Origin of the sequence: Cupriavidus necator A5-1 (assembly GCF_000744095.1) — a bacterium.
Taxonomy (GTDB): domain Bacteria; phylum Pseudomonadota; class Gammaproteobacteria; order Burkholderiales; family Burkholderiaceae; genus Cupriavidus; species Cupriavidus necator_A.
Genome location: NZ_JQLI01000008.1, coordinates 2252656 through 2277989, shown reverse-complemented (window position 1 = coordinate 2277989; position 25334 = coordinate 2252656). Strand labels below are relative to the sequence as shown.

The 25334-nt window shown below is 64.8% G+C and carries 25 protein-coding genes and 2 pseudogenes; 13 read left to right on the top strand and 14 right to left on the bottom strand.

The features are described from left to right. Positions 1 to 96: 96 nt before the first annotated feature. Positions 97 to 1404, top strand: a complete 1308-nt coding sequence (locus tag K307_RS34640) for an MFS transporter (RefSeq protein ID WP_042885549.1) — start codon at positions 97 to 99, stop codon at positions 1402 to 1404. Between the two features lie 347 nt (positions 1405 to 1751). Here the strand turns inward: K307_RS34640 and K307_RS50020 are convergent. Then, positions 1752 to 2425, bottom strand: a pseudogene (locus K307_RS50020) (ISKra4 family transposase); the annotation flags it as partial. Positions 2426 to 2578: 153 nt separating this feature from the next. Here K307_RS50020 and K307_RS34635 point away from each other — a divergent pair. The 4 genes from K307_RS34635 (at position 2579) to K307_RS34620 (ending at position 5242) form a co-directional block, all read left to right on the top strand. Next, positions 2579 to 2947 (top strand): hypothetical protein, encoded by a 369-nt coding sequence (locus K307_RS34635; RefSeq protein WP_042885548.1) that lies wholly within the window; start codon positions 2579 to 2581, stop codon positions 2945 to 2947. 4 nt (positions 2948 to 2951) lie between these two features. Continuing rightward, the gene (locus tag K307_RS34630) at positions 2952 to 3146 is read left to right on the top strand and encodes a hypothetical protein (RefSeq protein WP_042885545.1); all 195 of its coding nucleotides are present in this window, start codon (positions 2952 to 2954) and stop codon (positions 3144 to 3146) included. Between the two features lie 867 nt (positions 3147 to 4013). Continuing rightward, complete coding sequence (locus K307_RS34625; RefSeq protein ID WP_042885543.1) at positions 4014 to 4679, top strand: helix-turn-helix transcriptional regulator; 666 nt, start codon at positions 4014 to 4016, stop codon at positions 4677 to 4679. Further along, positions 4676 to 5242: a DUF6036 family nucleotidyltransferase gene (locus tag K307_RS34620; RefSeq protein WP_042885542.1), complete on the top strand. Its 567-nt coding sequence runs from the start codon at positions 4676 to 4678 to the stop codon at positions 5240 to 5242. The genes K307_RS34625 and K307_RS34620 overlap by 4 nt, the downstream gene beginning before the upstream one ends. A 193-nt stretch (positions 5243 to 5435) precedes the next feature. On the opposite strand, the gene K307_RS34615 is transcribed toward K307_RS34620, so the two are convergent. After that, the gene (locus tag K307_RS34615) at positions 5436 to 5618 is read right to left on the bottom strand and encodes a tyrosine-type recombinase/integrase (RefSeq protein WP_042885540.1); all 183 of its coding nucleotides are present in this window, start codon (positions 5616 to 5618) and stop codon (positions 5436 to 5438) included. A 313-nt stretch (positions 5619 to 5931) separates the two neighbouring features. On the opposite strand from K307_RS34615, the gene K307_RS34610 reads away from it, so the two are divergent. After that, complete coding sequence (locus tag K307_RS34610; RefSeq protein ID WP_080744864.1) at positions 5932 to 6237, top strand: YciI family protein; 306 nt, start codon at positions 5932 to 5934, stop codon at positions 6235 to 6237. 98 nt (positions 6238 to 6335) lie between these two features. Here the strand turns inward: K307_RS34610 and K307_RS44900 are convergent, their stop codons facing one another. After that, entirely contained in the window at positions 6336 to 7286 is a 951-nt protein-coding gene (locus tag K307_RS44900) for a hypothetical protein (RefSeq protein ID WP_042885538.1), read from the bottom strand. A 187-nt stretch (positions 7287 to 7473) separates the two neighbouring features. Then, a complete protein-coding gene (locus K307_RS46805) occupies positions 7474 to 7863 on the bottom strand; it encodes a plasmid pRiA4b ORF-3 family protein (protein WP_080745319.1) in 390 nt (129 codons plus the stop codon). A 466-nt stretch (positions 7864 to 8329) separates the two neighbouring features. Here K307_RS46805 and K307_RS34590 point away from each other — a divergent pair, with 466 nt between their 5' ends. From K307_RS34590 to K307_RS34570, 5 genes are all read left to right on the top strand, one after another. Continuing rightward, on the top strand, positions 8330 to 9271 hold the full coding sequence (locus K307_RS34590; protein ID WP_230626257.1) for a Bug family tripartite tricarboxylate transporter substrate binding protein: 942 nt from the start codon (positions 8330 to 8332) through the stop codon (positions 9269 to 9271). Positions 9272 to 9294: 23 nt separating this feature from the next. Next, a complete protein-coding gene (locus tag K307_RS34585) occupies positions 9295 to 10470 on the top strand; it encodes a CaiB/BaiF CoA transferase family protein (RefSeq protein WP_051975294.1) in 1176 nt (391 codons plus the stop codon). A gap of 31 nt (positions 10471 to 10501) precedes the next feature. Beyond that, the gene (locus K307_RS34580; protein ID WP_042885535.1) at positions 10502 to 11287 is read left to right on the top strand and encodes a crotonase/enoyl-CoA hydratase family protein; all 786 of its coding nucleotides are present in this window, start codon (positions 10502 to 10504) and stop codon (positions 11285 to 11287) included. A gap of 25 nt (positions 11288 to 11312) precedes the next feature. Then, on the top strand, positions 11313 to 12068 hold the full coding sequence (locus tag K307_RS34575; protein WP_042885534.1) for an SDR family NAD(P)-dependent oxidoreductase: 756 nt from the start codon (positions 11313 to 11315) through the stop codon (positions 12066 to 12068). Positions 12069 to 12240: 172 nt separating this feature from the next. Continuing rightward, positions 12241 to 13125, top strand: a complete 885-nt coding sequence (locus tag K307_RS34570) for a LysR family transcriptional regulator (RefSeq protein WP_419187193.1) — start codon at positions 12241 to 12243, stop codon at positions 13123 to 13125. A gap of 27 nt (positions 13126 to 13152) precedes the next feature. On the opposite strand, the gene K307_RS34565 is transcribed toward K307_RS34570, so the two are convergent. Genes K307_RS34565 through K307_RS34545 form a run of 5 tightly spaced genes read right to left on the bottom strand, consistent with a single transcriptional unit; the run spans position 13153 to position 18604 of the window. After that, complete coding sequence (locus K307_RS34565; protein WP_042885533.1) at positions 13153 to 13923, bottom strand: enoyl-CoA hydratase/isomerase family protein; 771 nt, start codon at positions 13921 to 13923, stop codon at positions 13153 to 13155. Between the two features lie 11 nt (positions 13924 to 13934). Beyond that, entirely contained in the window at positions 13935 to 15113 is a 1179-nt protein-coding gene (locus K307_RS34560) for a thiolase family protein (RefSeq protein ID WP_042885531.1), read from the bottom strand. 52 nt (positions 15114 to 15165) lie between these two features. Then, on the bottom strand, positions 15166 to 16182 hold the full coding sequence (locus K307_RS34555) for an acyl-CoA dehydrogenase (protein WP_042885530.1): 1017 nt from the start codon (positions 16180 to 16182) through the stop codon (positions 15166 to 15168). A gap of 19 nt (positions 16183 to 16201) precedes the next feature. Continuing rightward, positions 16202 to 17365 carry an acyl-CoA dehydrogenase family protein gene (locus K307_RS34550; RefSeq protein WP_013959548.1) on the bottom strand — a complete coding sequence of 388 codons (1164 nt, stop codon included), beginning with the start codon at positions 17363 to 17365 and terminating at the stop codon, positions 16202 to 16204. A 27-nt stretch (positions 17366 to 17392) separates the two neighbouring features. Beyond that, positions 17393 to 18604, bottom strand: a complete 1212-nt coding sequence (locus K307_RS34545) for a CaiB/BaiF CoA transferase family protein (protein WP_042885529.1) — start codon at positions 18602 to 18604, stop codon at positions 17393 to 17395. A 329-nt stretch (positions 18605 to 18933) separates the two neighbouring features. Between K307_RS34545 and K307_RS34540 the strand changes: the two genes are divergently transcribed. Continuing rightward, positions 18934 to 19911, top strand: coding sequence for a Bug family tripartite tricarboxylate transporter substrate binding protein (locus K307_RS34540; protein WP_042885528.1), 978 nt, complete (start codon positions 18934 to 18936; stop codon positions 19909 to 19911). A gap of 66 nt (positions 19912 to 19977) precedes the next feature. Here the strand turns inward: K307_RS34540 and K307_RS34535 are convergent, their stop codons facing one another. From K307_RS34535 to K307_RS34530, 3 genes and pseudogenes are all read right to left on the bottom strand, one after another. Further along, a complete protein-coding gene (locus K307_RS34535) occupies positions 19978 to 20919 on the bottom strand; it encodes a porin (protein ID WP_329955944.1) in 942 nt (313 codons plus the stop codon). A 58-nt stretch (positions 20920 to 20977) separates the two neighbouring features. Further along, a pseudogene (locus K307_RS50730) lies at positions 20978 to 21112 on the bottom strand (porin); the annotation flags it as partial. 152 nt (positions 21113 to 21264) lie between these two features. Further along, complete coding sequence (locus tag K307_RS34530; RefSeq protein ID WP_042885527.1) at positions 21265 to 22110, bottom strand: enoyl-CoA hydratase/isomerase family protein; 846 nt, start codon at positions 22108 to 22110, stop codon at positions 21265 to 21267. A 274-nt stretch (positions 22111 to 22384) separates the two neighbouring features. Between K307_RS34530 and K307_RS34525 the strand changes: the two genes are divergently transcribed. Next, a complete protein-coding gene (locus K307_RS34525; protein WP_042885526.1) occupies positions 22385 to 23584 on the top strand; it encodes an acyl-CoA dehydrogenase family protein in 1200 nt (399 codons plus the stop codon). Positions 23585 to 23999: 415 nt separating this feature from the next. Here K307_RS34525 and K307_RS50460 read toward each other — a convergent pair whose 3' ends face one another. Together K307_RS50460 and K307_RS34520 are read right to left on the bottom strand one after the other, a co-directional pair. Continuing rightward, a complete protein-coding gene (locus K307_RS50460; protein WP_268989235.1) occupies positions 24000 to 24122 on the bottom strand; it encodes a hypothetical protein in 123 nt (40 codons plus the stop codon). Next, positions 24119 to 25267 (bottom strand): acyl-CoA dehydrogenase family protein, encoded by a 1149-nt coding sequence (locus K307_RS34520; protein ID WP_042887780.1) that lies wholly within the window; start codon positions 25265 to 25267, stop codon positions 24119 to 24121. Before K307_RS34520 ends, K307_RS50460 begins: the two co-directional genes overlap by 4 nt. Between the last annotated feature and the right edge of the window lie 67 nt (positions 25268 to 25334).

Below are 25334 nucleotides of genomic sequence, written 5' to 3'. Positions count from 1 at the left end.
CCGCCGCCCAATACCGAAGACACGCAACCAGGCAGAACGGCGAGCGCGCGGCCCCGCAGGGCGCGGCGCCGTATTTGCCCAATGGAGACCAGTTTCATGCAGACCGTACCCGCCTCGAGCGCGCCATCATTGGCCGCGCCGACAGACCGCTCGCTTACCGGGCTACTGTTCCGCAAGCTCATGCCCTTGCTGGTCCTGTCGTATGTGATCAGCTTCCTCGATCGGACGAACATCGCACTCGCCAAGACCCATATCGCTGTCGACCTGAACATTTCGGCCGCCGCCTATGGCCTGGGCGCGGGCCTGTTCTTCCTCAGCTATGCATTGCTGGAAGTCCCGAGCAACCTGATCATGCATCGGGTCGGCGCGCGCTTCTGGATCACGCGAATCATGGTGACGTGGGGCCTGCTGTCCGCGGCGATGGCCTTTGTCCAGGGCGAGACGTCGTTCTACATCATGCGCATGCTGCTCGGCGCGGCCGAGGCGGGCCTGTTCCCCGGCGTGATGCTTTATCTCACGTACTGGTTCGGCCGCGAGGATCGCGCGCGGGCGGTGGGCTACTTCCTGCTCGGCGTCTGCATCGCCAATATCGTAAGCGGCCCGCTGGGCGGCGCCCTGCTAGGCATGGATGGGGTCTGGGGCTTCAAGGGCTGGCAATGGATGTTCGTGCTGGAAGGCCTGCCGGCCGTCTTCCTTGCCGCGGTGGTCTGGAAGAAGCTGCCTGACGGCCCGGACAGCGCACCGTGGCTGACGCCGGCCCAGGCGCAGGAAGTCCGCCGCCGCCTCGCCGCGGAAGCCGCCGACGGCAGCGCTGGCAAAGGCAACCACTCGTTCCTGGGCGCCATGCGTGATCCGCAGGTCTGGCTGGCGATCTTCATCTACTTCTGCCACCAGATCGCCATCTACACGGTGATCTTCTTCCTGCCGGGCATCATTGGCACGTACGGCAAGCTCACCCCCGTGGAAATCGGGATGCTCAACTCCCTGCCGTGGATTGCCGCCGCCATTGGCGCCGCCTTGCTGCCCCGCCATGCCAACACCCCGCAGCGCGGACGCCGCCTGCTGTGCCTGGGCCTGGTCGTGATGGCAACCGGCCTGCTGATCGCCGCCTTCGCGGGCCCGGTGATGGCGCTGGTCGGCTTCTCGCTGACCGCGCTGATGTTCTTCGTGGTGCAGTCGATCGTCTTCCTGTTCCCGTCGTCACGCCTGACGGGCGTGGCGCTGGCTGGCGGGCTGGCGCTGATCAATACCTGCGGGCTGGTGGGTGGCTTCATCGGGCCGTCGGTGATGGGCATCATCGAGCAGGCGACCGGCAGCACGCGCAACGGTCTGGTCATCATGGCCGTCCTGCTGCTCGTGGCCTGTACCGTGGCACCTTTTCTGCGCCAGGGGCAGGAACGCTGAGGACGGAAACGCGAATAAACTGCCCCGGTACCGCCGCCCGCCTTGCGCCGGCGCTCAGCACAACATTCGGAACTTCGGCAGCGTGATTGTCTCCGTGACATCGTGGAACTCGACCACGACGCGCTTGCCGATCCGGACTTCCACGGGATCGCTGCACAGGATGTTTGTCATCATGCGTCACAACGGTGCCGTGGCGAAGCCGACGCAATGTGCTGTCCAGTCTAGTTCAGCGATCCCGTCGGGCCAACCTTGAATCCCGCGCGGCAAAGAACCGACGGACAAACCATGCGCGATTCATCCCAGGCTGACGGCGGCCTAAAAGGAGACCGCGCCAAACCGGGGCCTGACTAAGCGGCAATGCGGTGGTCTTCTTCTCCGGCGATGGAGGGATACCATCGTTCAACACACGACCGGAGCTGGTCGTTGAGCACTGCCGTCCGGATTTGTAGCAGGTTGCGCGCGTGCAGAGGCCGCCAGGCCATCCGTTGCCGTTTGACGAACCTCTCGCTCACCACCTGGTTGACGGCTGACTCGATGAACCCTGATGCAATGGGTTCCCCATGCCGATAGCGGTCACCGTAGTTCACGATGAAGTGCCGGTTGTTATCCAGGTAGACGATGAACTCCTCGAGTTTGCCGAGGAGCTTGGCCTCCTCGGGACTGGCCTCGGCTTCCAGATCCCAGCCCAGGCTTTCTAGTCAACGTAACGCTGGATAGGGGCAGCCGTGCCAGGGGTGCCACTTGGCGCCATGCAGCGTTTTGATCATTGCCCTGTTGCTCGGGCCGTCACAGTGCGCCAGCCGGCCCTTGATATCTGTTCGAGGTTCTGTACCCGCATGGCGATGTGGAACCAATCGAGGACTTACTCACTGCGGTCACCACAGCCGAGCTGTGCAAACCGTACGGTATTCCCTCCGTCCGACAGGAAGGTGAGCGGTTGATTGGGTTGCACACCTTCTCGTAGAAGAAAATTCAACATACGATCGGCCGGGCGGTGCTCCAGCTTGTGCACGTAGGCAAAATGCCATGCGATGGCGCTTGCCTCCACGATTGGATGGGTAGCTGGGCCCACATGCGAAAATTCTCCACCGCCCATCTTTGGTACCATCCCGCCCGAGACACGTCCCGCAAGCCGAGACGTACCCCGTCCCATGGGCACGAATGGAGATCGCCTGTGAAATACCTGAAGATCCCGGCGGTGATGGCCTGCCTGGTGTCTGCTGCTTGCACTACCACAGCGCCGCCCTACTCCGGCCGCCAGATGTCCACGTACGATATGTCGACGGAGTACACGGTGGAATACGTGCCGGACGGCTTCACGCTCATGGTCAACTACCGTTACCAGCGATTCACGATGCTGCCCAGTACCGCGGCGACCGATTGTAAAACAGCCGCCATCAATGTGGCCAACAGCCTGGCCGACCGACGGCACCGGCAGATCGAGTCAGTGGATGACCACCGCATCAAGCTGAGCACCAGCAGGAACTGGTTCGGCAAGGTAACGGCCTGCTCGGCCACCGCGCCGATAGTCTGGAAACGCTGAGACGATGGGGGCCAAGCCATCCGGGCGCCGCTTGACGCGGGCATGGCTGGGCCATGAAAGCATCGATACGACGCACATCTACATGGAGTCTAATCTTGCGCACAAGGAAGAAGCGCTAGGTCGCCTGCAGCCTGCCGGGCAGCGTACGCCGCGTTTTCACGCAACCGACAAGGTCATGGCGTTCCTCGAAACCCTCTGATTATGCGCACCGCAACGGCCGAGGTTTCCGTGCTCCAGACAGCTCCCTGGCCGTCGCTTCGCCTAATCTGCCGGTGTGGGTAATCGAAAATATCTTAAGCTTCAGATATTTGCGAATCCCGGCCAACCCTCGGTTTCGCCGTAGAGCGCCTGGTGTAACACCGCACCAAGCCTGATGAGCATGCCTCAAAAAGCGATCGACCGTCGGCTGAGGTCCGAGTGGGCCGACAGACATCTGCGCCCTACGCATCAGACATAACATCCCCAGCAACCAGCAAAATTTCGCTCTACGGGTGTTATGTATAAACTGGGCAGCGTCCGACGGCTGGCGCTTCTGGGGGATCGAGGCAAATCAATCAGGCGCAACTGCCGGAGGACTCGCTGGCTGAGACTTCAGGACGCGAAGGAGTTCGCCTCATTTGTCTACGCAGTGCGTAGACAAGGTCTCGCTTGGATAGGCTCCCAAGTGGCACAGCAGGCGATATTCTGGACGCTAACGCCGCGCATGCCCGCCTCCAGTTGCCGCGACGCGGGAAGCGACGATTTATTCGCCGTGATGCCCGGACGATTTTGATGTCTTGACGTCCACGATACCAGGTTTGTTCATGGGGGCGAGCATCTGGCCCAAGCACGATTGCTAGTGCTCGTCCGCCAGCATGGACGCCGGCGGCATATCGGCAAAGCGAGGCTCGTTGGGCGCGGGCCAAACGCGTGCTCGCGTGGGCCGTTCGCGCCAGAGCGGCGGTTTGCCGGCCTAGGCCGTGTGAAGCTTGCCAGCTTCCCGTTCAAACAACACCGAACTGGCGATGAAGCGAATATGTTCAGCAAACTAGTCTATTTTTAAGATTTTGACTAGAATACTGAACATATGCCAGCCTTCACTGACACTACCTCAGTCCTAGAACGTCACTTGTTGCTGCAACTCGGCGACCGCATCAAGCGCCTGCGGAAGGCCCAGAACATCAGCACGGTCGAGATGGCCAAGCGCGTTGGCATCTCCCGGACGACCCTCTCTGCCGTCGAGGCAGGTGACCCCGCGCCGACGATGGGCACTTACCTTCGCGTCATGTCGGTCCTCGGTGTGGCCGGTGACCTCGCACTGTTAGTCAGCGACACGTTCCAGCCGCCACCGGCGAATTCAGCAGCCGCTTCTTCCAAGCGTACCAGACCGCAGGTGCAGGTTATGGTGACGACGGATCCCAGCCGCCATCAAGCTCAGGACTTGCAGAGCATGGCGCTCCACAAGGAGGCGATCCGCATGATTCATGAGGACCCTGCGCTACTGGGTCGGGCCCAAGAGGTGCTGAAGCGATGGCGCTCGCAGGGAGATTCACGGTCTGATTCTCTTTGGTCCGAGTGGGAAACGATTCTTGCGAACCGGTCGTGGCGCAAAGTGCTTGGCCGAACTCGACGTGCTCAAGAGCTTCGCCAGGCCTCTCCCTTGCCGACGGTTCTACCTGATGCCGTTCGGCAGGACGTGCTTGCACAAATCCAGGCGTTGAAGAAAGGTGTTGTCCTCGGGGATCAGGAATGAACCGGGAAGATTTGGAACACATCATTCGGGCTGCGGCCGACATCACGAACGAATACGAGTTCGTTGTCGTCGGCAGCCAATCGATCCTAGGGCCGATCCCCAACCCTCCGGCGGTCTTCACGATGTCCGCGGAGGCCGACATCTACCCGCTCAATGCTGTCGACAAGGCAGATGCGATTGATGCCGCCATCGGAGAAGGCTCACGCTTTCACGAGACGTACGGTTACTATGCGCAGGGCGTCGGGCCTGAGACTGCGTGCCTCCCTGCCGGATGGCAAAGCCGCTTGCAACGCATTCAGACGGCGGGCACGAATGGACGGGTTGGCTATTGCTTGGACGTCGTTGACCTCTTTATGGCGAAGGCGGTAGCGGATCGCGATAAGGACCGCGTCTTTTGTATGGCCCTAATCCAATACGGCTATGTTTTGCCGCGCACAGCGATCAGCCGCGTCGACGACATGCCAATAGAAAAAGCTGCACAGGGACGACTGCGTGCACGCATCAAGCGCTGGACGAAGGCCTTGCGGGACCAAGGTCATGCGGTTCCTGATGGCGACGTTTAGTCTGAGCTACCTTGTCTTCGGCGTCCGTTAGGCTCGTAGTTGCAGTAACAACGTTTCCGGGTGCTCGGCAACTCGCCATAAGCGCCCGTTATCGGACCTTATCGCCGCGCCGCCGGCTCACGCTCTTCTCACACCCATGCCTTGCGACGAACAACTTGGAGTGCAACGGCAGAAGCCGGCCAGAAGCGGTCAATCACGTAGCCGCCTCGCGCCCCGATAGCAGTCGGTCCATCGGGCTGCACACCGCCAAGCCGCCCATCCGCATCACGTGGGCGTAGATCGTCGTCGTGGCCACGTCCGCATGGCCCAGCAGCTCCTGCACCGTGCGGATGTCGCTGCCACTTTGCAGCAGATGTGCGGCGACACACGCGTACACAAAGGAGCAAAAGGCAAAACATATGACGACATCTGATGACCCTCATGGCAAGATCACACAGCCGCTGGCCAGTTGTAACGGCAGCGCTAAAACACAGCAAATTTAATGCTGGATGAAAATACAGCCAATGAGAGCAAAGACGATGCAAGATCAACGGCTTACATGCTCGGAATCTGCAAGTGTTAGAGCGCATCATCCGTATTAGGGCGCGTTACACATCGCCCCATAACACGTTAGGCCTCACAAATAGCACCGACCTCAACCGAAGGACCGAACGATGACGAAATACCTTATCTCCTTTCCTGGAAGGGCGATGGAAGTCCCCGCCGAGGACTTTGCCGCAGTGGGCGAAGCTGCGCACGAGGTCATGCGCGAGGCGAAGGCTGCAGGCGTGTACGTGTTCGGTGGTGGTATCAACGAGGATGTCGCACCACTCATGGTCGCCTCAGACGGCACGGTCACAAACGAAACCTATCCCCAGACGAAGGAGTTCGACGGCGGCTTCTGTGTCCTGCAGCTCCCGTCGCGCGAAGCCGCCATCCTGTGGGCTGCAAAGATCGCCAAAGCTTGCCGCTGCTCGCAGGAACTCCGCGAGTTTGGGTATGACCCCGAGAGCTGACGGGTAGGGCCCATACCCACTGCGATCGATGACACTCTCCCGCATCTACTTTCTTCATCGCCATGAACTTCAGGAGACCGCGCCAAAACGGGGGCTGACTAAGCGGCAAGGCGGTGGTCTTCTTCCCTGGCGGTGGAGGGATACCATCGTTCAACGTGAGACCGGAGCTGGTTATTGAGCACGGCCGTCCGGATTTGCAGTAGGTTGTGCGCGTGCCTCGGCCGCCAGGCCATCTGCTGTCGTTTGACGAACCGCTTGCTGACCACCTGGTTGACGGCTGACTCGACAAAACCTGATGCAATGGGCTCCCCATGCCGATAACAGTCACCGTAGTTCACGATGAAGTGCCGGTTGTTGTCGAGGTAGACAATGAACTCCTCGAGCTTGCCAAGGAGTTTGGCCTCCTCAGGGCTGGCCTCGGCGTCCAGATCCCAGCCCAGGCTTTCGAGTCGGCGCAACGCCGGATAGGGGCAGCCGTGCCACAGGTGCCACTTGGCGCCATGCAGCGTCTTGATCAATGCGGTATTGCTGGGGCCATCGCAGTGTGCCGGCCGGCCCTTGATCATCTGTTCGAGGTTCTGGATCCGCATAGCGATGTGGAACCAGTCGAGAACGTACTCGCCGCGGTCACCAAAGCCGAGCTGTGCAAACCGTACCGTCTCTCCGCCGTCCGACAGGAAGGTAACCGGTTGCAGGCAGCGGGCGACCGGGCTAAAGCTAGCTGCGTCGCCCTTGCACCGCCGACAGGGGTACAGCCTGGGACTGTCAATCGACAATCGCCCGAACGCACTACGGAAGACCAAGTGATGGTGGCCCTTGCAAGCCAGCTGCGCCCCGCACGTGGGACAAACGCTGGTCCGGGCAACTGCCTCGGCAACCTGTGCCGCGACCATCGTGCGCTGCAGCCGCCCCAGCAACGATTTCGCCTCCTCCAGATGGAGGCCCAGCGAGCCCACATCAAGGCCGCCTCTCTCGAACTGGGCTATTTCGGTGATGGTGGCTGGCTCGCCTCCCTCATCGTGCACTACGAGTTGCAAGCTGATAGGCATGGCCGCCCTCCTCCCGTGGAAGCTGCGGCGACCAGTCTACGCCTGGAGCCGTCGCAACCGATCATTGAAAATTTGGCGGTCGAAGCGGCGGTCCGGCCAAGTCAGCCACTGGTCGACCTCATCGCGTAAGTCTTCCAGCACGATTGGACCCTCGCGCAGCGACTCAATCCAATCGAGGAACTCATACTCACCGCGTTCGTCTCTGGGGAAGTCGGCCAGGATGTTGCCGCAACATACGCCGCTCCATCCGTATCTCGTGACGCCACCACGCGTTGAAGTCATACACATAGGCGAAGCCTTCGTGTTCGCGGAGATGAAACGCGGTCAGCGGTAGCTCGTTTGCCACGGTGGAGAACTGCAAGACGCCCTCATGAGCTTCGCCGTAACGCCTGCCACGAATGCTGAACTGGTGCAGATGTTGGTCGGCCCAGCCCATGACTACCTGGATGACATGGTGCAATTGCCCGAGCGTCAAGTGCTCGGGAACGAGGACGCGTCGCCAAACCGGCGGGCTCAGGCCGCGCAGAGCAATTCGAAGTTGAAGGACGGAGGTCGCCGGCCCGGGATCGGAAGCCATGTGCGCATTGTAGGTGTCTCATTGGCATCTCAGTAGAGGTCGTCTGCCCCCGTTTTGGCGCGGTCTCCTTCAATGGTGTGCGACGCCGCACCTCCAACTTCGCCATTTTCTCGCTGATGCCTCTGCGAGCCATGAGCCGGTAATACGACTGTCAGAAGTCTTTGTAGCGCGGATCGTGTTCGCTATTGACTACGGGCCGTGTCGCGACGCCAGTTTCCATGGCCGCCTGTGCTACCGCTGGCGCAACAATGTTGCACTACGCCGAGGCCCGCCTCCTATCGAGTGAGACGGCTACCGAATGGGGCCGTCGCCGATACAGCGGACGTATCGGCTGACATATCGAAAGTATTTTTCCAGAGGCATTGCTGTCAGTAACATCCGAGTCGATCCGGATGCCAAACCTTTTGGGCTACCGGCACGAAAACAAGGAGACAACATGGCAACTGACGCCGTGAGGCGACGCCTCATGCTGGCCGCGCTCGGGCTATTCGCCCTGCCGGCCGGTGCGCAGCCCGATTACCCGGCAAGGCCAGTCAAGCTCGTGGTGTCGTTGCCGCCCGGCAGCGGCGCGGATTCCACGGCGCGCTTCATTGCCCAGAAGCTCGCTGCAAAGCTGGGCCAGCCGTTCGTGGTGGAGAACCGCCCCGGCGGGAACGGCTTCATCGGCGCCCGCGCCGTCGCCGACGCCGCGCCTGATGGCTACACGCTCTTCGTCGGCAGCAACTCGACGATGGTAACCAACGCCGTGCTGTTCACTAACCCGCCCTACGATCCCGTCAACGGCTTTGCCCCCGTTGAGCGCCTCGCGCGCTTTGCCATGGTCGTCGTCGTGCCGGCGAATTCGCCGTACAAGGCGCTTGGGGGGCTCATCGGCGCCCTGCGCACCGCGCCGGGCAAACTCAACTACGCGGCGGGTAGTCCCACCTACCAGATCTATACCGAACTGCTGAACGAGCGCTTCCATGTGCGCGCGAATCCCATCGCTTACAAGGGCACGGCGCCGGCCATGACCGACGTCGCCGCTGGCCACGTCGACTACGCGATCGGCGAGATCAGCGCGGTGTTACCGCTGATTCGCGCGGGCCGTGTCCGCCCGCTCGCCGTGACCGCCCCGCAGCGGCTCAAGGATCTTCCGCAGGTTCCTACCGTTGCCGAAAGCGGTGCGCCGGGCTTCGATGTGGCGGCATGGACCGGCGTCTTTGCGCCGTCCAAGGTGCCCGCGCAGATCGTTAACGTGCTGTCCGCCGCCGTACGTGAAGCCATGCAGCAGCCCGACAGCGTGAAGTTCATCACGGGCCTGGGCGGGGAGGTTTATCTCGGCGGGCCCCAACACTTCCGCCAGTTCCAGCTGGCCGAAATTGAGCGAACGCGCGACATCGTCAAGCGTGCCGCCATCCAGATTGAATAACCCATCGGACCAATTGAGATTCTATGCACACGGAACAACAAGCGCCGCAACGTGGCCCGCTGGCAGGTGTCAGGGTTATCGAAATGGCCGGCATCGGTCCCGGCCCGCTGGCCGGCATGATGCTGGCCGACATGGGTGCCGAGGTGCTGCGCATCGAGCGGCCAGGCGAAACCGATCTTGGCGTCAAGCGTGAGCGCCGCTACGACCTGATGCTGCGCGGGCGCAAGGCGATTGCGCTCGACCTGAAGGAACCACTTGCTGTGCAGGCCGTGCTGGACCTCGTGGCATCGGCCGACATGCTGATCGAGGGCTTCCGGCCCGGCGTCATGGAGCGGCTCGGCCTCGGACCCGAGGCTTGCCACGCGCGCAACCCGCGGCTCGTCTATGGCCGGGTCACGGGCTGGGGCCAGACGGGCCCGCTTGCGTCCAGCGCGGGGCACGATATCAACTACATCGCGCTCACCGGCGCCTTGAACGCCATCGGCCGACGCGGGCAGCCGCCTTCGATTCCGCCGGCCTACCTCGGCGATTTCGCGGGTGGCGGCATGTTCCTCGTCGCTGGCGTGCTCGCTGCACTGTTCGAGGCGAGCAAATCGGGTAAGGGCCAGGTCGTCGATGCGGCGATTGTCGATGGCACGGCGGCGTTGAGCAGCGTCTTCTTCGGGCTGTCGGCCGCCGGCATGTGGAACGCAGAGCGCGGCACCAACGTGCTCGACTCCGGCGCGCACTACTACAACGTCTACGCGTGCAAGGGCGGCGGCTGGATCTCGGTGGGGCCGATCGAGGCGCGCTTCTATCGGGATCTGCTGGCCCGCATTGGCATCGATCCCGACAGCCTCGGCGAGCAACTGGACCCGCGCAATTGGCCGGATGCAACCGACCGGCTGGCCGCGATCTTCCTCACGCGCACGCGCGACGAATGGACCGCACTGCTCGAAGGCACCGACGCCTGCGTGGCCCCGGTACTCGATTTCACCGAGGCGCCGCACCACCCTCACCTGCAGGCCCGGCAGACGTTCGTCGACATCGACGGCGTCACGCAGCCCGCGCCGGCGCCACGGTTCAGCCGCACGCCATCCGCCCGCCCGACACAGCCGCGCGCCGCCGACGTACGCGACTACGCGCAAACGCTGGCGGGCTGGCTGCCTCCGGAGCGCATCGCAGGCATCCGCGCGCTGACCGAGCAAGCTGCGCGCTGACCGGACACCATCTCATCATTTTTCACTATCCATGAGCAATTTCCTCGATATCCGCCGTGACGGTCCCGTGGCCATCGTCACGATGAACCGTCCCGAGACGCGCAACGCAGTTTCCGACGACGACGCCGTAGACGCTCTGGTCGCCATGTGCGATGCCTTCAACCGCGATCACAGCGTGCGTGTGGTGGTCCTGACCGGCGCCGGCGCGGCGTTTTCCTCGGGCGGCAACCTCAAGACGCTGCGCGCAAAGTTCGGCAACGAGAGCGGCGAGCCCGTGATGGCGCGCTACGCCTACCGCGAAGGCATCCAGCGCCTGCCGCTGGCGCTAGCCAATCTCGAAATCCCGGTCATAGCCGCCATCAACGGTCCGGCGCTCGGTGCCGGCAACGACCTGGCCTGCACCTGCGATATCCGCATCGCATCGGAGCAGGCTAGCTTCGCGGCCACGTTCGTGAAACTGGGACTGATTCCGGGCGATGGAGGCGCATGGCTGTTGCCCCGCGTCGTGGGTGCGTCGCGTGCGGCGGAACTTTGCTTCACCGGCGACACGATCGACGCGAAGCAGGCGCTGGAGTACGGGCTGGTGTCCCGCGTGGTGCCGCACGACGCGTTGCTGCCCACGGCCCTGGAACTGGCGCACCGAATCGCGGCCAATCCGGGCCACGCGCTGCGCATGTGCAAGCGGTTGCTCAAGGAGGCGCAGCACGCGCGTCTCGACACGATCCTCGAAATGTCAGCCGGCTTCCAGGCGCTAGCCCATCACACCGCCGAGCACAACGCGGCGCTCGACGGCGTGCTGGCACGGATCCGCGGATAAGGGGAGAGAGGGACAAAGGGACAACATGGACATTCTCGATAATGTATTCCTGATCTCCGGCGGCGCATCCGGCCTGGGCGAAGCAACCGCGCGCATGCTGGCTGCGGCCGGCGCAAAAGTGGCCATTGCCGACATTAACGAGGCCGGCGAAGCACTGGCCGCTGAACTGGACGGGCGCTTCGTGCGTTGCGACGTGTCCAGCGGAGCCGATGCCGATGCGGCTGTACGCGCGGCCACCGCCATCGGCCGGCTTACCGGACTCGTCAACTGCGCCGGCGTGGCACCGGCCTGCAAGACCGTGGGCAAGGATGGCCCGCATCCGCTCGACCTGTTCGAGCGGACCGTGCGGATCAACCTGATCGGCACGTTCAACATGACGCGCGTGGCGGCGGCCAGCATGGTGCAGAACGAACCCGACGCCAATGGCGAACGCGGCCTGATCATCAACACCGCATCGGTGGCCGCGTTCGAGGGGCAAGTTGGCCAAGCGGCATATGCGGCGTCCAAGGGTGGTGTCGCCGCCATGACGCTGGCCGTGGCGCGTGACCTGGCGCGCGACGGCGTGCGGTGCGTGACCATCGCGCCGGGCCTGTTCGAGACGCCCATGCTGCTTGGCTTGCCCGAACTCGTGCGCGACGCGCTGGGCCGGATGGTGCCGTTCCCGTCGCGCCTGGGCAGGCCGGCCGAGTATGCCCGTCTGGTCGAAGCGATCATCGGCAACACGATGCTGAACGGCGAAGTGATCCGGCTCGACGGCGCGATCCGGATGCAGCCGAAGTAGGCCACATCGATCCTCTCCAGGGCAGGGCCAGGAGCCGGCAGTATGCCGGCTCCGTTGCGTTCCGGGGCGCGCCACGCCACTGATTGTCCCGATTGTCATGCGCGGTGCACCAATGTAGATTTCCACCACACTTCGCCGATTCTCAAAGGGAATGGACATGGATCTTCGTCAAATGAAACAGGCCCTGGTGCTAAGCGAGACGCTGAACTTCCACCGCGCCGCCGAACGGCTGCACATGGCGCAGCCCCCGCTCTCCACTGCCATCCGCAAGCTCGAGGAAGAACTCGGCGTGACGCTGTTCGACCGGCAACCGTCGGGCCTCTCGCTGACCTCGGTGGGCGAACTCGTGCTGCCCCTGATGCGCAGCACGCTGTTCTTCGCCGACGAAATCCGCCGGGCCGCGCGCGAGGGCGAGCGTGGCGAGCAAGGCACGCTCAGGGTGGGCTTCGTAGGCTCGTCGGTGTATTCGGTCATGCCGCAGTTGATCCGCGCGTTCCGGCTGCGCTATCCGCACGTGGAGCTGACCATCGAGGAATCGACCACGGCCGACCTGCTGCGCGCCCTCGAGGACCATTCGCTCGATGTGGCGCTCGTGCGTTATCCGGTGCTGGCGCAGACGCGGGCGCAGATCACGTTCCTGCGCGCCGATCCGCTCGTGCTGGCTGTCAGCACCGACTCAGCCCTTGCCGACCGTACGACCGTGGACCTGTCTGAACTCGGCAACACGCCGTTCATCGTGTACTCGGAATCGCGCGTGCCGGCGATGCACGCGATGACGATGTCGGCGTTTCACCAGGCCGGCATCCGTCCACCCATCGTGCAGCAGGCGGTCCAGGTACAGACGCTGCTGGCGCTGGTGGAGAGCGGGCTGGGCGTGGCGCTGGTGCCGGCCACCGCGGCCGGCTACGCCGGAGGCGGCACGCGGTTGATTGCGCTGACCGGCATACCCGAAAAGCTCAGCTTCGGGCTTGCGCTGGCAACGATGCGCGATACCAGCGTCCCCACAGCGCGCAATTTTGTGGCGTTGGCGGAGGCCGTGGCGCAGTCGGCCGCATGATCGTCCCGAAACGCGCGCCGCTGCGCTCTAACGCCCCTGAAAAACCGGTTGGCGCTTCTCGGTGAAGGCCTGCAGGCCCTCGCGCATATCGTGGGAACGCTGGTGGTTGCGCAGTTCGAGCAGCTCGTGCCGCAGTGCGTCGCCCAGCGTCTTGTCGGCGGCCTCAGCCACCACCCGCTTCATGCGCGCCAGCACCAGTGGGCTTTTCGCGGCCAGCGCTTGTGCCAATGCCTGGGCGCGCGTCTGAAGTACGGCGTCGGGCACCACCTCATTGACCAGCCCGAAACGCTCCATCTGCGCGGCGGTAAAGCTCTCGCCGGTGTACAGCAACCATCGCGCCACGTTAGGCGGCAGCTTGCGCGACAACACCGCGGCCCCACCGGCGCCTGGAAATACGCCGAAGTTGGCATGGGCGTCCCCGAGCTTCGCGCTTTCGGCAGCAAGCACGAGATCGCACGCCATCACGGTTTCGAGTCCGCCTGCCAGCGCCAGGCCGTTCACGGCGGCGATGACAGGTTTGGGAAACGCGCGCAGCGTATCGATGAAGCGTACAACGACGTCCAGGAAATCGGGCTCGCCCGTGGTGCCGGGCTCGGCCACTTCCTTGAGATCCGCGCCGGCGCAGAACGCCCTGCCATTGCCGGTCAGGACCACCACGCGGATAGCGGGGTCGTCGCGCCAGGCGTCAAGCTGCGCGGCCATCGCTCCAGCCGTCGCGCGGTTCAGGCTGTTCATGGCGGCTGGGCGGTCCATCGTCAGCCAGCCGACGGGACCATCGATGCGGGTTTGCAGGCACATCGCGGTCTCCGTCAGCAAAGTTCGAGTCCCATGGCCACGGCTTCGCCGCCGCCCAGGCAGAGGCTGGCAAGGCCCCGCTTCATGCCGCGCTGCTGCAGCGCATGGATGAGCGTTACCAGCAGCCGCGCCCCGGAGGCTCCCACCGGATGGCCCAGCGCGCAGGCGCCGCCATTGACGTTGAGCCGCTCGGGGCTGATGCCGAGCTGCGCCATCGCGATCATCGATACCACGGCGAATGCTTCGTTGATTTCGTACAGGTCCACGTCCTGCGTGGTCCAGCCGGCCTTGTCGAGCACGCGGCGCGACGCATGCACTGGTGCTTCGGCAAACTGTTGCGGCGGGTTGGCGCGCGTGGCATGGGCAACGATGCGCGCCAGCGGCTTCAGGCGCTGCCGTACCGCATCGCTCTCGCGCATCAGCACCAGCGCCGCCGCGCCGTCGGAGATCGAGGAAGCATTGCCCGGCGTGACCGTGCCGCCGTCGCGGAACACGGCCCTGAGCTTCGGCAGCTTGTCGGCGTCGCATTGGCCCGGCGTTTCGTCCTCTGCGAATTCGGCACCGCGTTTCAGCGGCACAGGGGCGATCTCATCACGGAAGCGGCCTTCCGCCACCGACGCCTGGGCGCGCAGCAGGCTTTCGCGCGCGTACGCGTCCTGTGCCTCGCGGCCAATGTTGTGCGCCTCGGCGGCCAGGTCGGCGTAGTAGCCCATCAGGTGCCCTTCATAGGCGTCTTCCAGGCCGTCGCGGTACATGTGGTCGAGCAACTGGCCATGGCCGAGCCGGTAGCCCTGGCGGCCGCGCGGCACGATATGGGGCGCATTGGTCATCGACTCCATACCCCCTGCCACCGCCACGTTGCAGGTGCCGGCCAGTAGCAGATCATGCGCAAGCATGACCGCTTTCATGCCTGAGCCGCACATCTTGCTGATGGTGGTGGCGGGTGTGGTGGTAGGCAACCCGGCGCGCAGCACGGCCTGCCGCGCCGGTGCCTGGCCCACGCCGGCGAACAAGCACAGGCCCATGATCGCTTCATCGACCGAAGCAGGGGCGACGCCGGCCTGTCCCACGGCCGCGCCAATGGCGACCGCGCCCAGTTCGGGCGCGCTGCACGATGACAGCGCGCCGTTGAATGCGCCAATCGGGGTGCGCCTGGCACCCACGATGACAATGGATTCGTTGTTGTTCTGCATGAAAGTCTCTGTGCCTACAAGCTGGAGAATGGGGCTGGACCGACGCCGAAGGTCAGGCGGGGACGGCCAGCTGTGTGCGGGCGAAGTCAAGGATGGCGTGGCCCGATGCCGCGTCCTGCGCGAACACCGCCTCGCCAAGCAACGTGGCGCAGTACGTCTCGCTACCTGCCACGCTGCGCCACTCGTGCAGGCGGCGCGTGAACAGCCCGAGCGCCAATTCCTCGGTAATGCCGATGGCGCCGTGTACCGCATGCGCGATCGCCGCCACACGCTGGCCGGCCTCGCAGGCGCGCAGTTTGGCGGCGGCTGCGCGCAGCGGGTCAGGCACGTAGCCGTCCGCGGCACAGCCAATGCGCGCCGCAAACACGGCCGAGCTGGCCTGTTCGGCCATCACGCTCAGTTCCTGCTGCACGGCCTGGAACTGGCCGATGGCCCGGCCGAACTGCTGGCGGTCGTTAACATACGTGACGCTCATCGCCAGCACGCGCTGCATCGCACCGGCCATGCCTGCGGCGTGGGCCGCGTTGCAAAGCGCCAGGATGTCGGGCTCGCCATCGCTGAAGCGGAATATCGCGGCATCGGCCGACTGCCATTGCAGCGAAGCCGACGCATGCGGCCGATAAATGCCGGGCACATGCGTGGCGGCCACCACTGGCAGCAGCAACCATTCTCCGCGCCACACTGTCAGCACGAGTTCAGCCAACGCCGCGCCCGGCACATTGCGGCACGTGATCTGCGTCGCGCCCGAGCACGGTGCGATGGCGATGCACTCGCCCTCGCTCCTGCGGCCCGCTTTTGCGAGCATGGCACGCGCGATGGCGGTCTCGGCGAACGGATGGCTCAGGCCAGAACGGCCGGCGGCGAGGAACAGCGGGAACGCGTCGGCCAGCGACAAGCCCGCGCCATCGAGTTCGGCGGGAACCAGTGCGTCGGTGTAACCGAGGGCGTCAATGGCGGACCACTGACGCGCAGCGGCATCGTCTGCGCTGGACTCGCTGCGGCGCACCGCGTCGTCGGCGCACAGGTCGGCGAGCGCGCGCTCGAAGCCTTCCAGAAGGGAATCAGTCATGGCGTGTGTCTATATTGCGTCAACGAAGTCCGAGCGCGCGGGCAATGATGCCGCGCATGATCTGCCGCGTGCCGCCCCGCAGGGAGAAGCTTGGGGACAGCTGCGTGACGTAGGCCAGCGCGCGCTGCAGCGGCTCCGACGGTTCGAATTCGGGCATCCCTTCCATGGCCTCGGCGATCCAGGCCGGCACGGTCTGCTCGAACTCGGTGCCGAGATCCTTCACGTAAGCCGCGTCAGTCTCGGGGTTCCCGCCCTTGTCGAGCAGGTCGGCCACGGCGAGCGACATGGCGCGCAGCACGGCAAGCCGCCCGGCAATGCGTCCGGCGATCGCCTTGACGGCATCGGGCACCGGCAGCCCGCAGGCCCGCACCTCCGCCAGCCACGTTTCGGCCACGAGCTGGCTGGTCAGGATTCGCTCCGGGCCGCTGCGTTCGAAGGCTAGTTCGGCGGTCACCTGCTTCCAGCCCGATCCTTCCTCGCCGACCACCGCATCGGCGGGCAGGTCCACATCCTCGAATACCACTTCGCAGAAGTGCGCGTCGCCGGCCATGTCCTCGATCGGGCGATAGCTGATACCGGGCAGGCTCAGGTCGATCAGCACCTGCGACAGACCCTTGTGGCGGTCGCCATGCTGGCCTGACGTACGCACCAGTGCGCACATGTAGTGGGTGCGGTGTGCGTTGGTCGTCCAGATCTTGCGGCCGTTGAGCCGCCAGCCGGTCTCGGTGCGCACCGCGCGCGTTCGCACGCTCGACAGATCCGAGCCCGTGTCCGGCTCGCTCATGCCGATGCACATGAACATCTCGCCGCGCACCATGCGGGGCACGAAATACTCGCGCTGCGCCGGCGTCCCGAACTTCAGGATCAGCGGCGCGGTCTGGCGTTCCGCGAACCAGTGGGCCGACACGGGCGCACCGGCGGCGATCAGCTCCTCCACCAGCACGAAGCGCGCAAAGGCGCTGCGACCCGCGCCGCCATACTCCTTCGGCAGCGACAGGCCAAGCCAGCGCCGCTCGGCAAGCGCGCGGCTGAATTCCGCGTCATAGCCCATCCATGTGCGGGCACGCACGTGCGTGGGCGTATCGGCCAGCGCCTGTTGCAGGAAAGCGCGGATCGGGCCGCGCAGCGCCTCATCTTCGGGAGGGAGGGCGACGAGTGGCAATGACTCGAGGCTCGTGGTCAAGGGAATGCTCCTGGTAGCGGATTGTCGTTACTGGCGCGATGGCGCCAGCACGGTAGCGCCGGACGCAGCCAGCTTGCTGATGTCTTTGGTGCTGTAGCCGGCTTCGGCCAGCACCTCGGCGCTGTGCTCGCCGAGGCGCGGCGCCTGGCGCGTGATCTCGGGCGATGACTTCGACCACGTGCTGGGCACAGCCATCGAGCGGATGGCACCTTCGGTCGGGTGTTCAACCACTTCGAAGAAGCCTACCGCATCGAGATGCGGGTCGGCCAGCAGCGAGTCGATCGTGTGCAGCTGCATCACTGGCATGTCGGCGGCTTCGAGTACTGCGATCCATTCCGCGGTCGTGCGGGTAGGCATCACCTCCGCCACCATGCGGTACAGCGCATCGATATGCTTGGTGCGCTCGCCGATCGTGGCGAAGCGCGGGTCGCTGTCCATCAGGTCCGGCTGTCCGACCAGCGCGAAGAACTGGCGCCATTGCTTGTCGTTGTAAAACAGCACGCACAGGTAGCCGTCCTTGGTGCTGAGCGGGCGCCGATTGTGGTCCAGGATGCGGGCATAGCCGCTCGGGCCGATCGTCGGCTCGAACGTCATGCCACCCATGTGGTCACCTAGTACGAACTGCGCCATGGTCTCGAACATCGGCACGTCTACGCGCTGGCCCTCGCCGGTGCGCTCGCGATACAGCAGGCCGGCGCTGACCGCGTTGGCGGCGGCCAGGCCGACGATGCGATCGGCCATCGCACTGGGCGCGTAGCGCGGCAGATCGGCGCCAGCGGCCTTGGCCAGCGACGGGATGGCGACTGCGCCCTGGATCAGGTCGTCGTAGGCCGATTTGGCCGCGTAGGGGCCGCCCTGTCCGTAGCCGTAGACGCCCACGTAGAGGATGCGCGGATTGATCTTCGCGATGTCTTCATAGCCGAGGTTCAGCCGTGCCATGGCCTGGGGGCGCACGTTGTAGATCAGCACGTCGGCATCGGCCGCGAGCCGCAATAGCGCCTCGCGCCCGGCTGGCTGCTTCAGGTCCAGCACGATGCTGCGCTTGCTGCGGTTCGCGTGCAGGAAAATCCCCGCCATACCGTCGTTTCGCCGGGGCCCGACGTCGCGCACGGTATCGCCCGCGGGCGGTTCTACCTTGATCACATCTGCGCCCAGGTCGCCAAGGATCTGCGTGGCGTAAGGTCCCATCAGAACCGTCGTCATGTCGACGATCCGGATGCCCTGCAGTGGGCCGCTCATGGCCGGCTCCGCCGGTGCGATGGCGTCACGTCCTTCATGATGTCTCCTCCGTTCGTATGCGGCCATCGTACAGAACAGCGGGAAGGCGAAAAAATACTTTTGATATGTCGCGCCATACACGGGATGTATCGGGGTATCGGTCTGTCGGTGGTGCGAAGCGGTACTACCTGCCACGCACCGTTTCATCTGCTGGATATGCGCCGTCCAACCCACCCTTGTCGGGGTGTATCGCCTGCCCGCGTGTGGGGCAATCATGCCGGACGTGCGCCATGCCGATGCACGCGGCCCGCGTTGTACGGCGGCACCGATTCAATAAAAGGAGACCACTTATGCCCAGTTTCAAGCCCCGCATGCTGAGGCTGCTGTGCCCCTGGCTGGCGGGATTCGCCATCGCAACACCGGTCCATGCCGGCGAGTATCCCGAGCGGCCCGTCAGGATCGTCTCGGTCACCAGCGCAGGCACCGGCGTCGACGACTACACGCGCCTGCTGGCTAAGTACCTCACGGACAAGCTCGGGCGGAGCTTCGTAGTCGAGAACCGGCCTGGCGGCAACATGGTCGTGGCAACCGACTTGGTGGCGAAGGCTGCGCCGGATGGCTACACCGTACTGCTCGCGGGCTCCGGCGCCATGGCGGCCAACCCATACCTGTTCCGCAAGCTGCCCTATGACCCGATGAAGGACTTCGTGCCCGTGGCGCGGCTGTCGGTGCTGCCGATCGCCATCATCGTTCCGGGCAACTCGCCCTATCGCTCGGTGAAGGAACTCGTGGCGAGCGCGCAGGCGAATCCCGGCAAGCTAAACTGCGCCACCTCGAGCAACGGCTATCGCGTCATCGCCTATGCCTTCAATGAAGCCGCGAAGATCGACGCGGCAAGCGTGCCTTACAAGGCCTCGAACGCGTTGATGACGGACGTGATGGCCGGCGTGGTGGACTACGCGGCGGTCGAGGCGTCCGCCATCATTCCGCACGTGCAGAGCGGCAAGCTCCGTGCGCTGGCCGTCACCGGCCCATCCCGCCTATCGCCGCTAAAGGACGTGCCGACGCTGGCCGAACTGGGCCTTGAGCGGCAACCGTTGAATACCTGGACCGGCCTCTTCGCGCCAGCCGGCACGCCGCAGCCGATCGTCGACAAGCTGGCCAGGCTGGCGCTGGAGTTCATCGGTACGCCTGAGGCGGTGGCGCACTACCACGCACGCGGCAGCGCAGCCTATCCCGCCGACGGCGCGGCGCTGCGCAAGACCATCGTCGCGGACCAGCAGATCTGGAAGCGGATGATCGCGCTGACTGGCATCCAGCCGGAGTGACGAGGCAACAGCGCCGCCCACCCTTTTCGGGTCGGCGGCGCTCCTATCGTCCTGCCGGACCTGCAATCAGAAGATGTGCCGCACGCCCGTGGTCACACCGACCATGTTCTTCTGTCCCGGTGCTTGCGGATAGTTGAACAGGTAGCCGGTGAAGGGGCCGTCGTTGATCAGGCTGCCGTTGTGGACGTAGCTGCTGGCGAGGTACACGTCGGTCCGCTTGCTGAGCGAGTAATCGAGCACGAGCGAAACCTGCTGCGGATTGGCGGGATTGGTCGCCACGCCCGCTGGCGTCGGACGGTACTGCTTGATGTTCGAGTAGTAGTAGCCGAGCTGCACGCCCAATGCCGCAGTCACGTCATAGTTGACGCCGGCGAACCAGAAGTCGTCGCGGATCAGCGTGGCGTCGTTGCTGAACTGGCTATCGCGATAGCGGTAGCCGCCGCTGATCTTGAGCCGGCCCGTCGTGTAGCTCGCGGCCACGCCGGTCTTGCGCTCGCGGCCCGTGTTGCCAGGCGTCGCGGCCGGCGCGGGATTCCACTGGTCGTACCCCACGCCCACGGCAAAGCCACCGCCCTCGTACGAGACCGCCGCGCCCCATGCGCTGTTGTCCTTGATATTGCCGGGCGCTTCTCCCGGGCCCAGGGGCTGCCCCGTTCCGGCTGCCTGCAACGATGATGCCGTGCCGAACGAATAGTGCGCTCCCACTTGCACGCCGCCGAACTTGCCGCGGTACTTGGCCATGTTCGATTGGCGGTAGTTCAGGCCCAGCCACCATACCCCCGGTTCATAGCTGGCCGCAAAGCGCAATGGCGCGAAGACAATCAGCGCGTCGGTCATCGACGTGTACTGGCGGCCGAACGTAAGCCGGCCATGATCCTTGTTGCCTAGCCCCACGATGGCCGTCCGGTTGAACAACGGCGCGGTGGTCAGGTTGCCCGAGTCCCAGTCGAACCCCGACTCCAGGTTGAACAGCGCCGACCACCCCTGCCCCAGGGTCTTCCGTCCCACGCAGGCCCCAGCGCGACGCTGACAGGCCGCCCGCGCGCGGCATGTCGAAACGCTTGCCCACCGGCGCGGTGGCCGTGCCCGTCGTGGCCAGGTTCGCGGGCGCGGTGCCCACGCGGTTGACGTATTCGATGCTGCCGTCGATCACGCCATACAGCGTGACGTTGGTCTGCGCATGGACGACACCAGCAGCCATCGTGCCCAGCGCCGCCAACGACGCGCGCGCGAGTTGTGATTTCTTCATTTTCTCCCCTTCTCCCTTTGCTTGGTGGCGTCGCCCCAGTGGTTGGGGCGACCTGATGCGCCGCGCTAGCGTCCTCCACGCATGCGCGGATTAAAAAAATCCAGTCACGCCGGGTTACGCCGGACTTCACGATCCCAGTCATACTTCGGCGCTTCGCCGCGCAGGAAGCCGCGCACCGCTTCCCCGTAGTGCGGCGCCGCGGCGGCTAGCGCCTGGGCCTGTGCCTCGATCTCGAACATCGTGTCGTAAGGCGTCTCGAACGTCGCGTTTGCAGCGCGCTTGGTCAGCGCCATGGCTTCACGAGGGCCGTTGAGGAAGCGCGCCGCAAACCGGCGCGCGGCTTCTGGCAGCGCATCGGCGGTGTAGATGTCGTGCACGATGCCAAGTTGCCGGGCCTCCTGGGCGTCCACGCGGCGACCGGTCAGCATCAGTTCCTTTGCCTTGCTCATCCCGACGATGCGCGGCAGCGCGTAGAGCGCACCCATGTCCGGTATCAGTCCGACTTTCACGAACGTCATCGAGAACGACGCCCGCTCCGAGGCGAGCACGAAATCGGCTGCCAGCACCAGCGAGCAGCCAGCGCCTGCCGCAGGGCCATCGACGGCGGCAATGACCGGCACGCCAAGCTGGTGCAGCCGCCGTAACCACGCATGGGTAGCGGCCACGCGGTGGCGCATCACCTCGGGGGCGCGTGCCGCAGGATCGGGGTCGTCAATCAGCGCCGCGACGGACTTCAGGTCGCCGCCAGCGCAAAAGCTGCCGCCCGAACCGGTAAGGATCAGCGCACGAATGCTGCACTCGTTTTCAACGATATCGAGCATGTCGGCATAGTCCTGCCGCATCTCCAGCGACAGCGCGTTGCGCGCCCCGGGGCGCTGGTGCGTGAACTCCGCGATCCCGTCGAGGACGGTCAGTACGGAATGGCGCAGCGGATATTGCGAGGTTGGCATTGAGGATCCTTCGGTGGATGGGAAACGTCCTGCACGTGCTGGGCAGACAGTCTCCACGCACGCGCAGCCCAACGGTCCCACCCGACGTGAGGGGATGCAACGCAACCCGAAGGGACATATGGAACGCGACGAATGTATCGCCACAGCGGCGCGCACCTGGCGACACTTATCGCCACCAAAGGCGGGGGGCACAACCTCATGCCGCCTTGCTTTAAGGTGCAGCATGTCGGCAAGCCGCGTTCGCGGTGCCGCCGGTTAATGGAGAGCAACGCAAATGGACTTTCGAGCCGACCCCAACCTCACGCAGTTCCGCCAGCAGGTACGCACGTTCCTGCGCGATCACCTGCCCGCCGACACGCCAAGCCGCAACCACGGCATGCGTTCTCCGCGCGACACGCTAGTCGCGTGGCAGAGCACCCTCAATAGACAAGGCTGGGGTGCGCCGTCCTGGGCGTCCGAGCACGGGGGGCCGGGCTGGACCGTGCAGCAGCGCCTGGTGTTCGACGAGGAATGCGCGCTGGCTGGCGCCCCCTCGCAGGACAATTTCGCGCAGAAGCTCGTGGGCCCCGTAATCAACCATTTCGGCACCCCCGCGCAGCGGGAGGAGCATATCGGCGCGATCCTGTGCGGTGACCGGATCTGGTGCCAGGGCTTCTCGGAACCTGGCTCCGGTTCTGACCTGGCCTCACTGCGCACGCAGGCCATGCGCGATGGCGATGACTACATCATCAATGGCCAGAAGACCTGGACCAGCTATGCCCACCACGCCGACTGGATCTTCCTGCTCGTGCGCACGGGCGCTGGCGAGAGGAAGCAGGCGGGCATCAGCTTCCTGCTGGTGGACATGAAGACGCCGGGCATCACCGTGCGGCCGATCATCAGCATCGACGGCTGCCACCACCTGAACGAGACGTTCTTCGACAACGTACGGGTGCCCGCCACGAACCTGATCGGCGAGGAAGGCCGCGGCTGGCAGGTGACCAAGTTTCTGCTGAACAACGAGCACGCATTCACGGCCGACCTGCCGACGCTGCGCCGCATGCAACGCCAGCTGCGCACGTTGGCGGCAGCGCCGGCTCAGGGCCGCGCGCTGCGCACGCAACCGCAGTTTGCGCTGCGGCTGGCCCGCTACGAGGCCGAGCTGGAGGCCGTGTCGGTGCTGGTGCAGCGCGTGGCCGCCCTGGAACAGGCCGGCGACCACAGCGCCACCGCGCACGCCTTGGGTTCGGTGCTGAAGATCCTCGGCACGGAACTCCAGCAGCAGATGGGGCAGTTCCTGGTCGAGAGCCTGGGGGACTATGCGCCCGTGGCCTATCCGTTCAGCGCGGAAGGCAGCGAGGCAGAGCCGCTGCCGATGCAGGACACCATGCAGGACCTTGCCACCGAAGCGTTCTTCCGCCGCGCCACCACGATCTACGGGGGCACCAGCGAGATCCAGCGCGGCATCATCGCCAAGGCGAAGTTCCAGCTCTGAAGTGTCTCCACGATTGCCTGTTGCTGCCATTCGCAGCCACAGGCAACGGTTCTGGCCGGGCAGTGACCCGGCTCTTTTTTTGCCCGACCCACAAGAAAAGAAAAGCCACGCGGCATCGAGGGATGTCTCTGCGTGCCGTCCGGGTGATCGACGCCGCCACGCACACCGGGCGCTTGGGACCGTGGCGCTCTATCGTCATCTCGATCTCGGTTTGTGCGCCGCCGTCTTCGAGCGCACCGTAGGGTATTCCCATGAAGCCGCCGCGCCGGCTACCGACCGGCACCGGTGCAGGACAACGCTACTTGCCCTGGTCACGTTCGCGATCCCAGGCAGCAGGCTTAGCGTCAGGCGTCCCTGGGCGACGGTGGTGCCAAGCGCGCCGGATCTCGCGCGGCCTCCTCTGGCCGTGGATTCGTTAGTGACCCCGGTGGCGTCGGCAAACGGTGTTTAGGCGGCACTGGCCGATGGCGACCCAGTCACCGACGCCGATGACCTCGCCCATCGGCGTTGGCTCGCGGGTTTCTTCTTTGATGTTCATGCCTGTACTCGTTCGTTGTTGAGGGAATGCTGCAACGCTTCGGCCACCAGTGATTCATGGAGGTCGGCGTTGCCGAACAGCGCATCGGCTACCACTGCGCGCTTGAAGTAATGACCGACGATATATTCATCAGTCATGCCAATACCGCCGTGCAGCTGGATGCCCTGGCCGCACACATACTTGGCCGCGCGGCCGACCAGCGACTTCGCCTGCGACACCGTGCGCTGCACGTCGTCCGGCGTGCCGGTCTCCACGGTCGCAAGCAGCGCATATAGCATCGAACGCGCCAGCTCCGTCTCGGCGGCCATGTCAGCCATGCGATGCTGCAGGACCTGGAAGCTGCCGATAGGCACGCCAAACTGCTTGCGTACCTTCAGGTACTCCGCCGTGATCTCGATCGTCTTGTCCATGGCGCTGACGAGTTCCGCACACAGCGCCGCCGTGGCGTGAAACAGACCATGCTGGAGCGCTGCCAGGCCAGTGCCGGGCTCGCCCAGCAGCGCGTCGCCTGGCACGGCGGCGATGTCAAACGTGATCTCCGCCGCCCAGGTGGCGTCATGGAGCGGCACCGCGCGGCACGTTACCCCCGGCGTGTCGGCACGGACTACGAAGAGGCGGAGTTCTCCACCATGCATGGCCGACACGACAAAGGCGTCGGCCTCGGTGCCACCGAGCACGAGCGTCTTGGTGCCGTTTAGCACGTAACCGCCCGCTGTCGCCTCGGCGCACGTGGCGATGGGGGCCGGCAGGCCCCGAGTTCCCGCTTCGCTGTAGGCCAGCGCCACCCGCCGCGATCCGTCTGCCAGCGCGGGTAGCAGTGCATCGCGCTGCGCGGGCGTGGCGCCGGCCAGCAACGTCTGCGCAGCGGCCACGGCACAGCCGAGGAACGGCTCGATCACGAGGCCGCGGCCGAACTGGCCCGCGATCAGCACGGTGTCGAGCAACGTGCCGCCCAGGCCGCCCTGTGCTTCGGGCAACGCGGCGGCAAGCCAGCCGTTGTTCGCGAACGTGGCCCAGTGCCGGCCATCGCAGCGCGACCCGGACTTGACCAGCGCGGTGCGCGCCTCGAAGCCGTAGTCCTTCTCGACGAAGCGCGCCACGCTGTCCTGCAGCAGCAGCTGCTCAAAGGTAAGTTCGAAATTCATGTTCATTTGGGTTGGAAAAGCGGAACTTCATACGTCAGAGGGAAAGCAGTGTGCGCGGGCGAAGGCC

Excerpts from the sequence above, each read along its gene's own strand:
- K307_RS34640 (WP_042885549.1), top strand. The coding sequence starts at position 97 with ATGCAGACCGTACCCGCCTCGAGCGCGCCATCATTGGCCGCGCCGACA.
- K307_RS34630 (WP_042885545.1), top strand. The coding sequence starts at position 2,952 with ATGGGGGCCAAGCCATCCGGGCGCCGCTTGACGCGGGCATGGCTGGGC.
- K307_RS34625 (WP_042885543.1), top strand. The coding sequence starts at position 4,014 with ATGCCAGCCTTCACTGACACTACCTCAGTCCTAGAACGTCACTTGTTG.
- K307_RS34620 (WP_042885542.1), top strand. The coding sequence starts at position 4,676 with ATGAACCGGGAAGATTTGGAACACATCATTCGGGCTGCGGCCGACATC.
- K307_RS34610 (WP_080744864.1), top strand. The coding sequence starts at position 5,932 with ATGGAAGTCCCCGCCGAGGACTTTGCCGCAGTGGGCGAAGCTGCGCAC.
- K307_RS44900 (WP_042885538.1), bottom strand. The coding sequence starts at position 7,286 with ATGCCTATCAGCTTGCAACTCGTAGTGCACGATGAGGGAGGCGAGCCA.
- K307_RS46805 (WP_080745319.1), bottom strand. The coding sequence starts at position 7,863 with ATGGCTTCCGATCCCGGGCCGGCGACCTCCGTCCTTCAACTTCGAATT.
- K307_RS34590 (WP_230626257.1), top strand. The coding sequence starts at position 8,330 with ATGCTGGCCGCGCTCGGGCTATTCGCCCTGCCGGCCGGTGCGCAGCCC.
- K307_RS34585 (WP_051975294.1), top strand. The coding sequence starts at position 9,295 with ATGCACACGGAACAACAAGCGCCGCAACGTGGCCCGCTGGCAGGTGTC.
- K307_RS34580 (WP_042885535.1), top strand. The coding sequence starts at position 10,502 with ATGAGCAATTTCCTCGATATCCGCCGTGACGGTCCCGTGGCCATCGTC.
- K307_RS34575 (WP_042885534.1), top strand. The coding sequence starts at position 11,313 with ATGGACATTCTCGATAATGTATTCCTGATCTCCGGCGGCGCATCCGGC.
- K307_RS34570 (WP_419187193.1), top strand. The coding sequence starts at position 12,241 with ATGAAACAGGCCCTGGTGCTAAGCGAGACGCTGAACTTCCACCGCGCC.
- K307_RS34565 (WP_042885533.1), bottom strand. The coding sequence starts at position 13,923 with ATGTGCCTGCAAACCCGCATCGATGGTCCCGTCGGCTGGCTGACGATG.
- K307_RS34560 (WP_042885531.1), bottom strand. The coding sequence starts at position 15,113 with ATGCAGAACAACAACGAATCCATTGTCATCGTGGGTGCCAGGCGCACC.
- K307_RS34555 (WP_042885530.1), bottom strand. The coding sequence starts at position 16,182 with ATGACTGATTCCCTTCTGGAAGGCTTCGAGCGCGCGCTCGCCGACCTG.
- K307_RS34545 (WP_042885529.1), bottom strand. The coding sequence starts at position 18,604 with ATGAGCGGCCCACTGCAGGGCATCCGGATCGTCGACATGACGACGGTT.
- K307_RS34540 (WP_042885528.1), top strand. The coding sequence starts at position 18,934 with ATGCCCAGTTTCAAGCCCCGCATGCTGAGGCTGCTGTGCCCCTGGCTG.
- K307_RS34530 (WP_042885527.1), bottom strand. The coding sequence starts at position 22,110 with ATGCCAACCTCGCAATATCCGCTGCGCCATTCCGTACTGACCGTCCTC.
- K307_RS34525 (WP_042885526.1), top strand. The coding sequence starts at position 22,385 with ATGGACTTTCGAGCCGACCCCAACCTCACGCAGTTCCGCCAGCAGGTA.
- K307_RS50460 (WP_268989235.1), bottom strand. The coding sequence starts at position 24,122 with ATGAACATCAAAGAAGAAACCCGCGAGCCAACGCCGATGGGCGAGGTC.
- K307_RS34520 (WP_042887780.1), bottom strand. The coding sequence starts at position 25,267 with ATGAATTTCGAACTTACCTTTGAGCAGCTGCTGCTGCAGGACAGCGTG.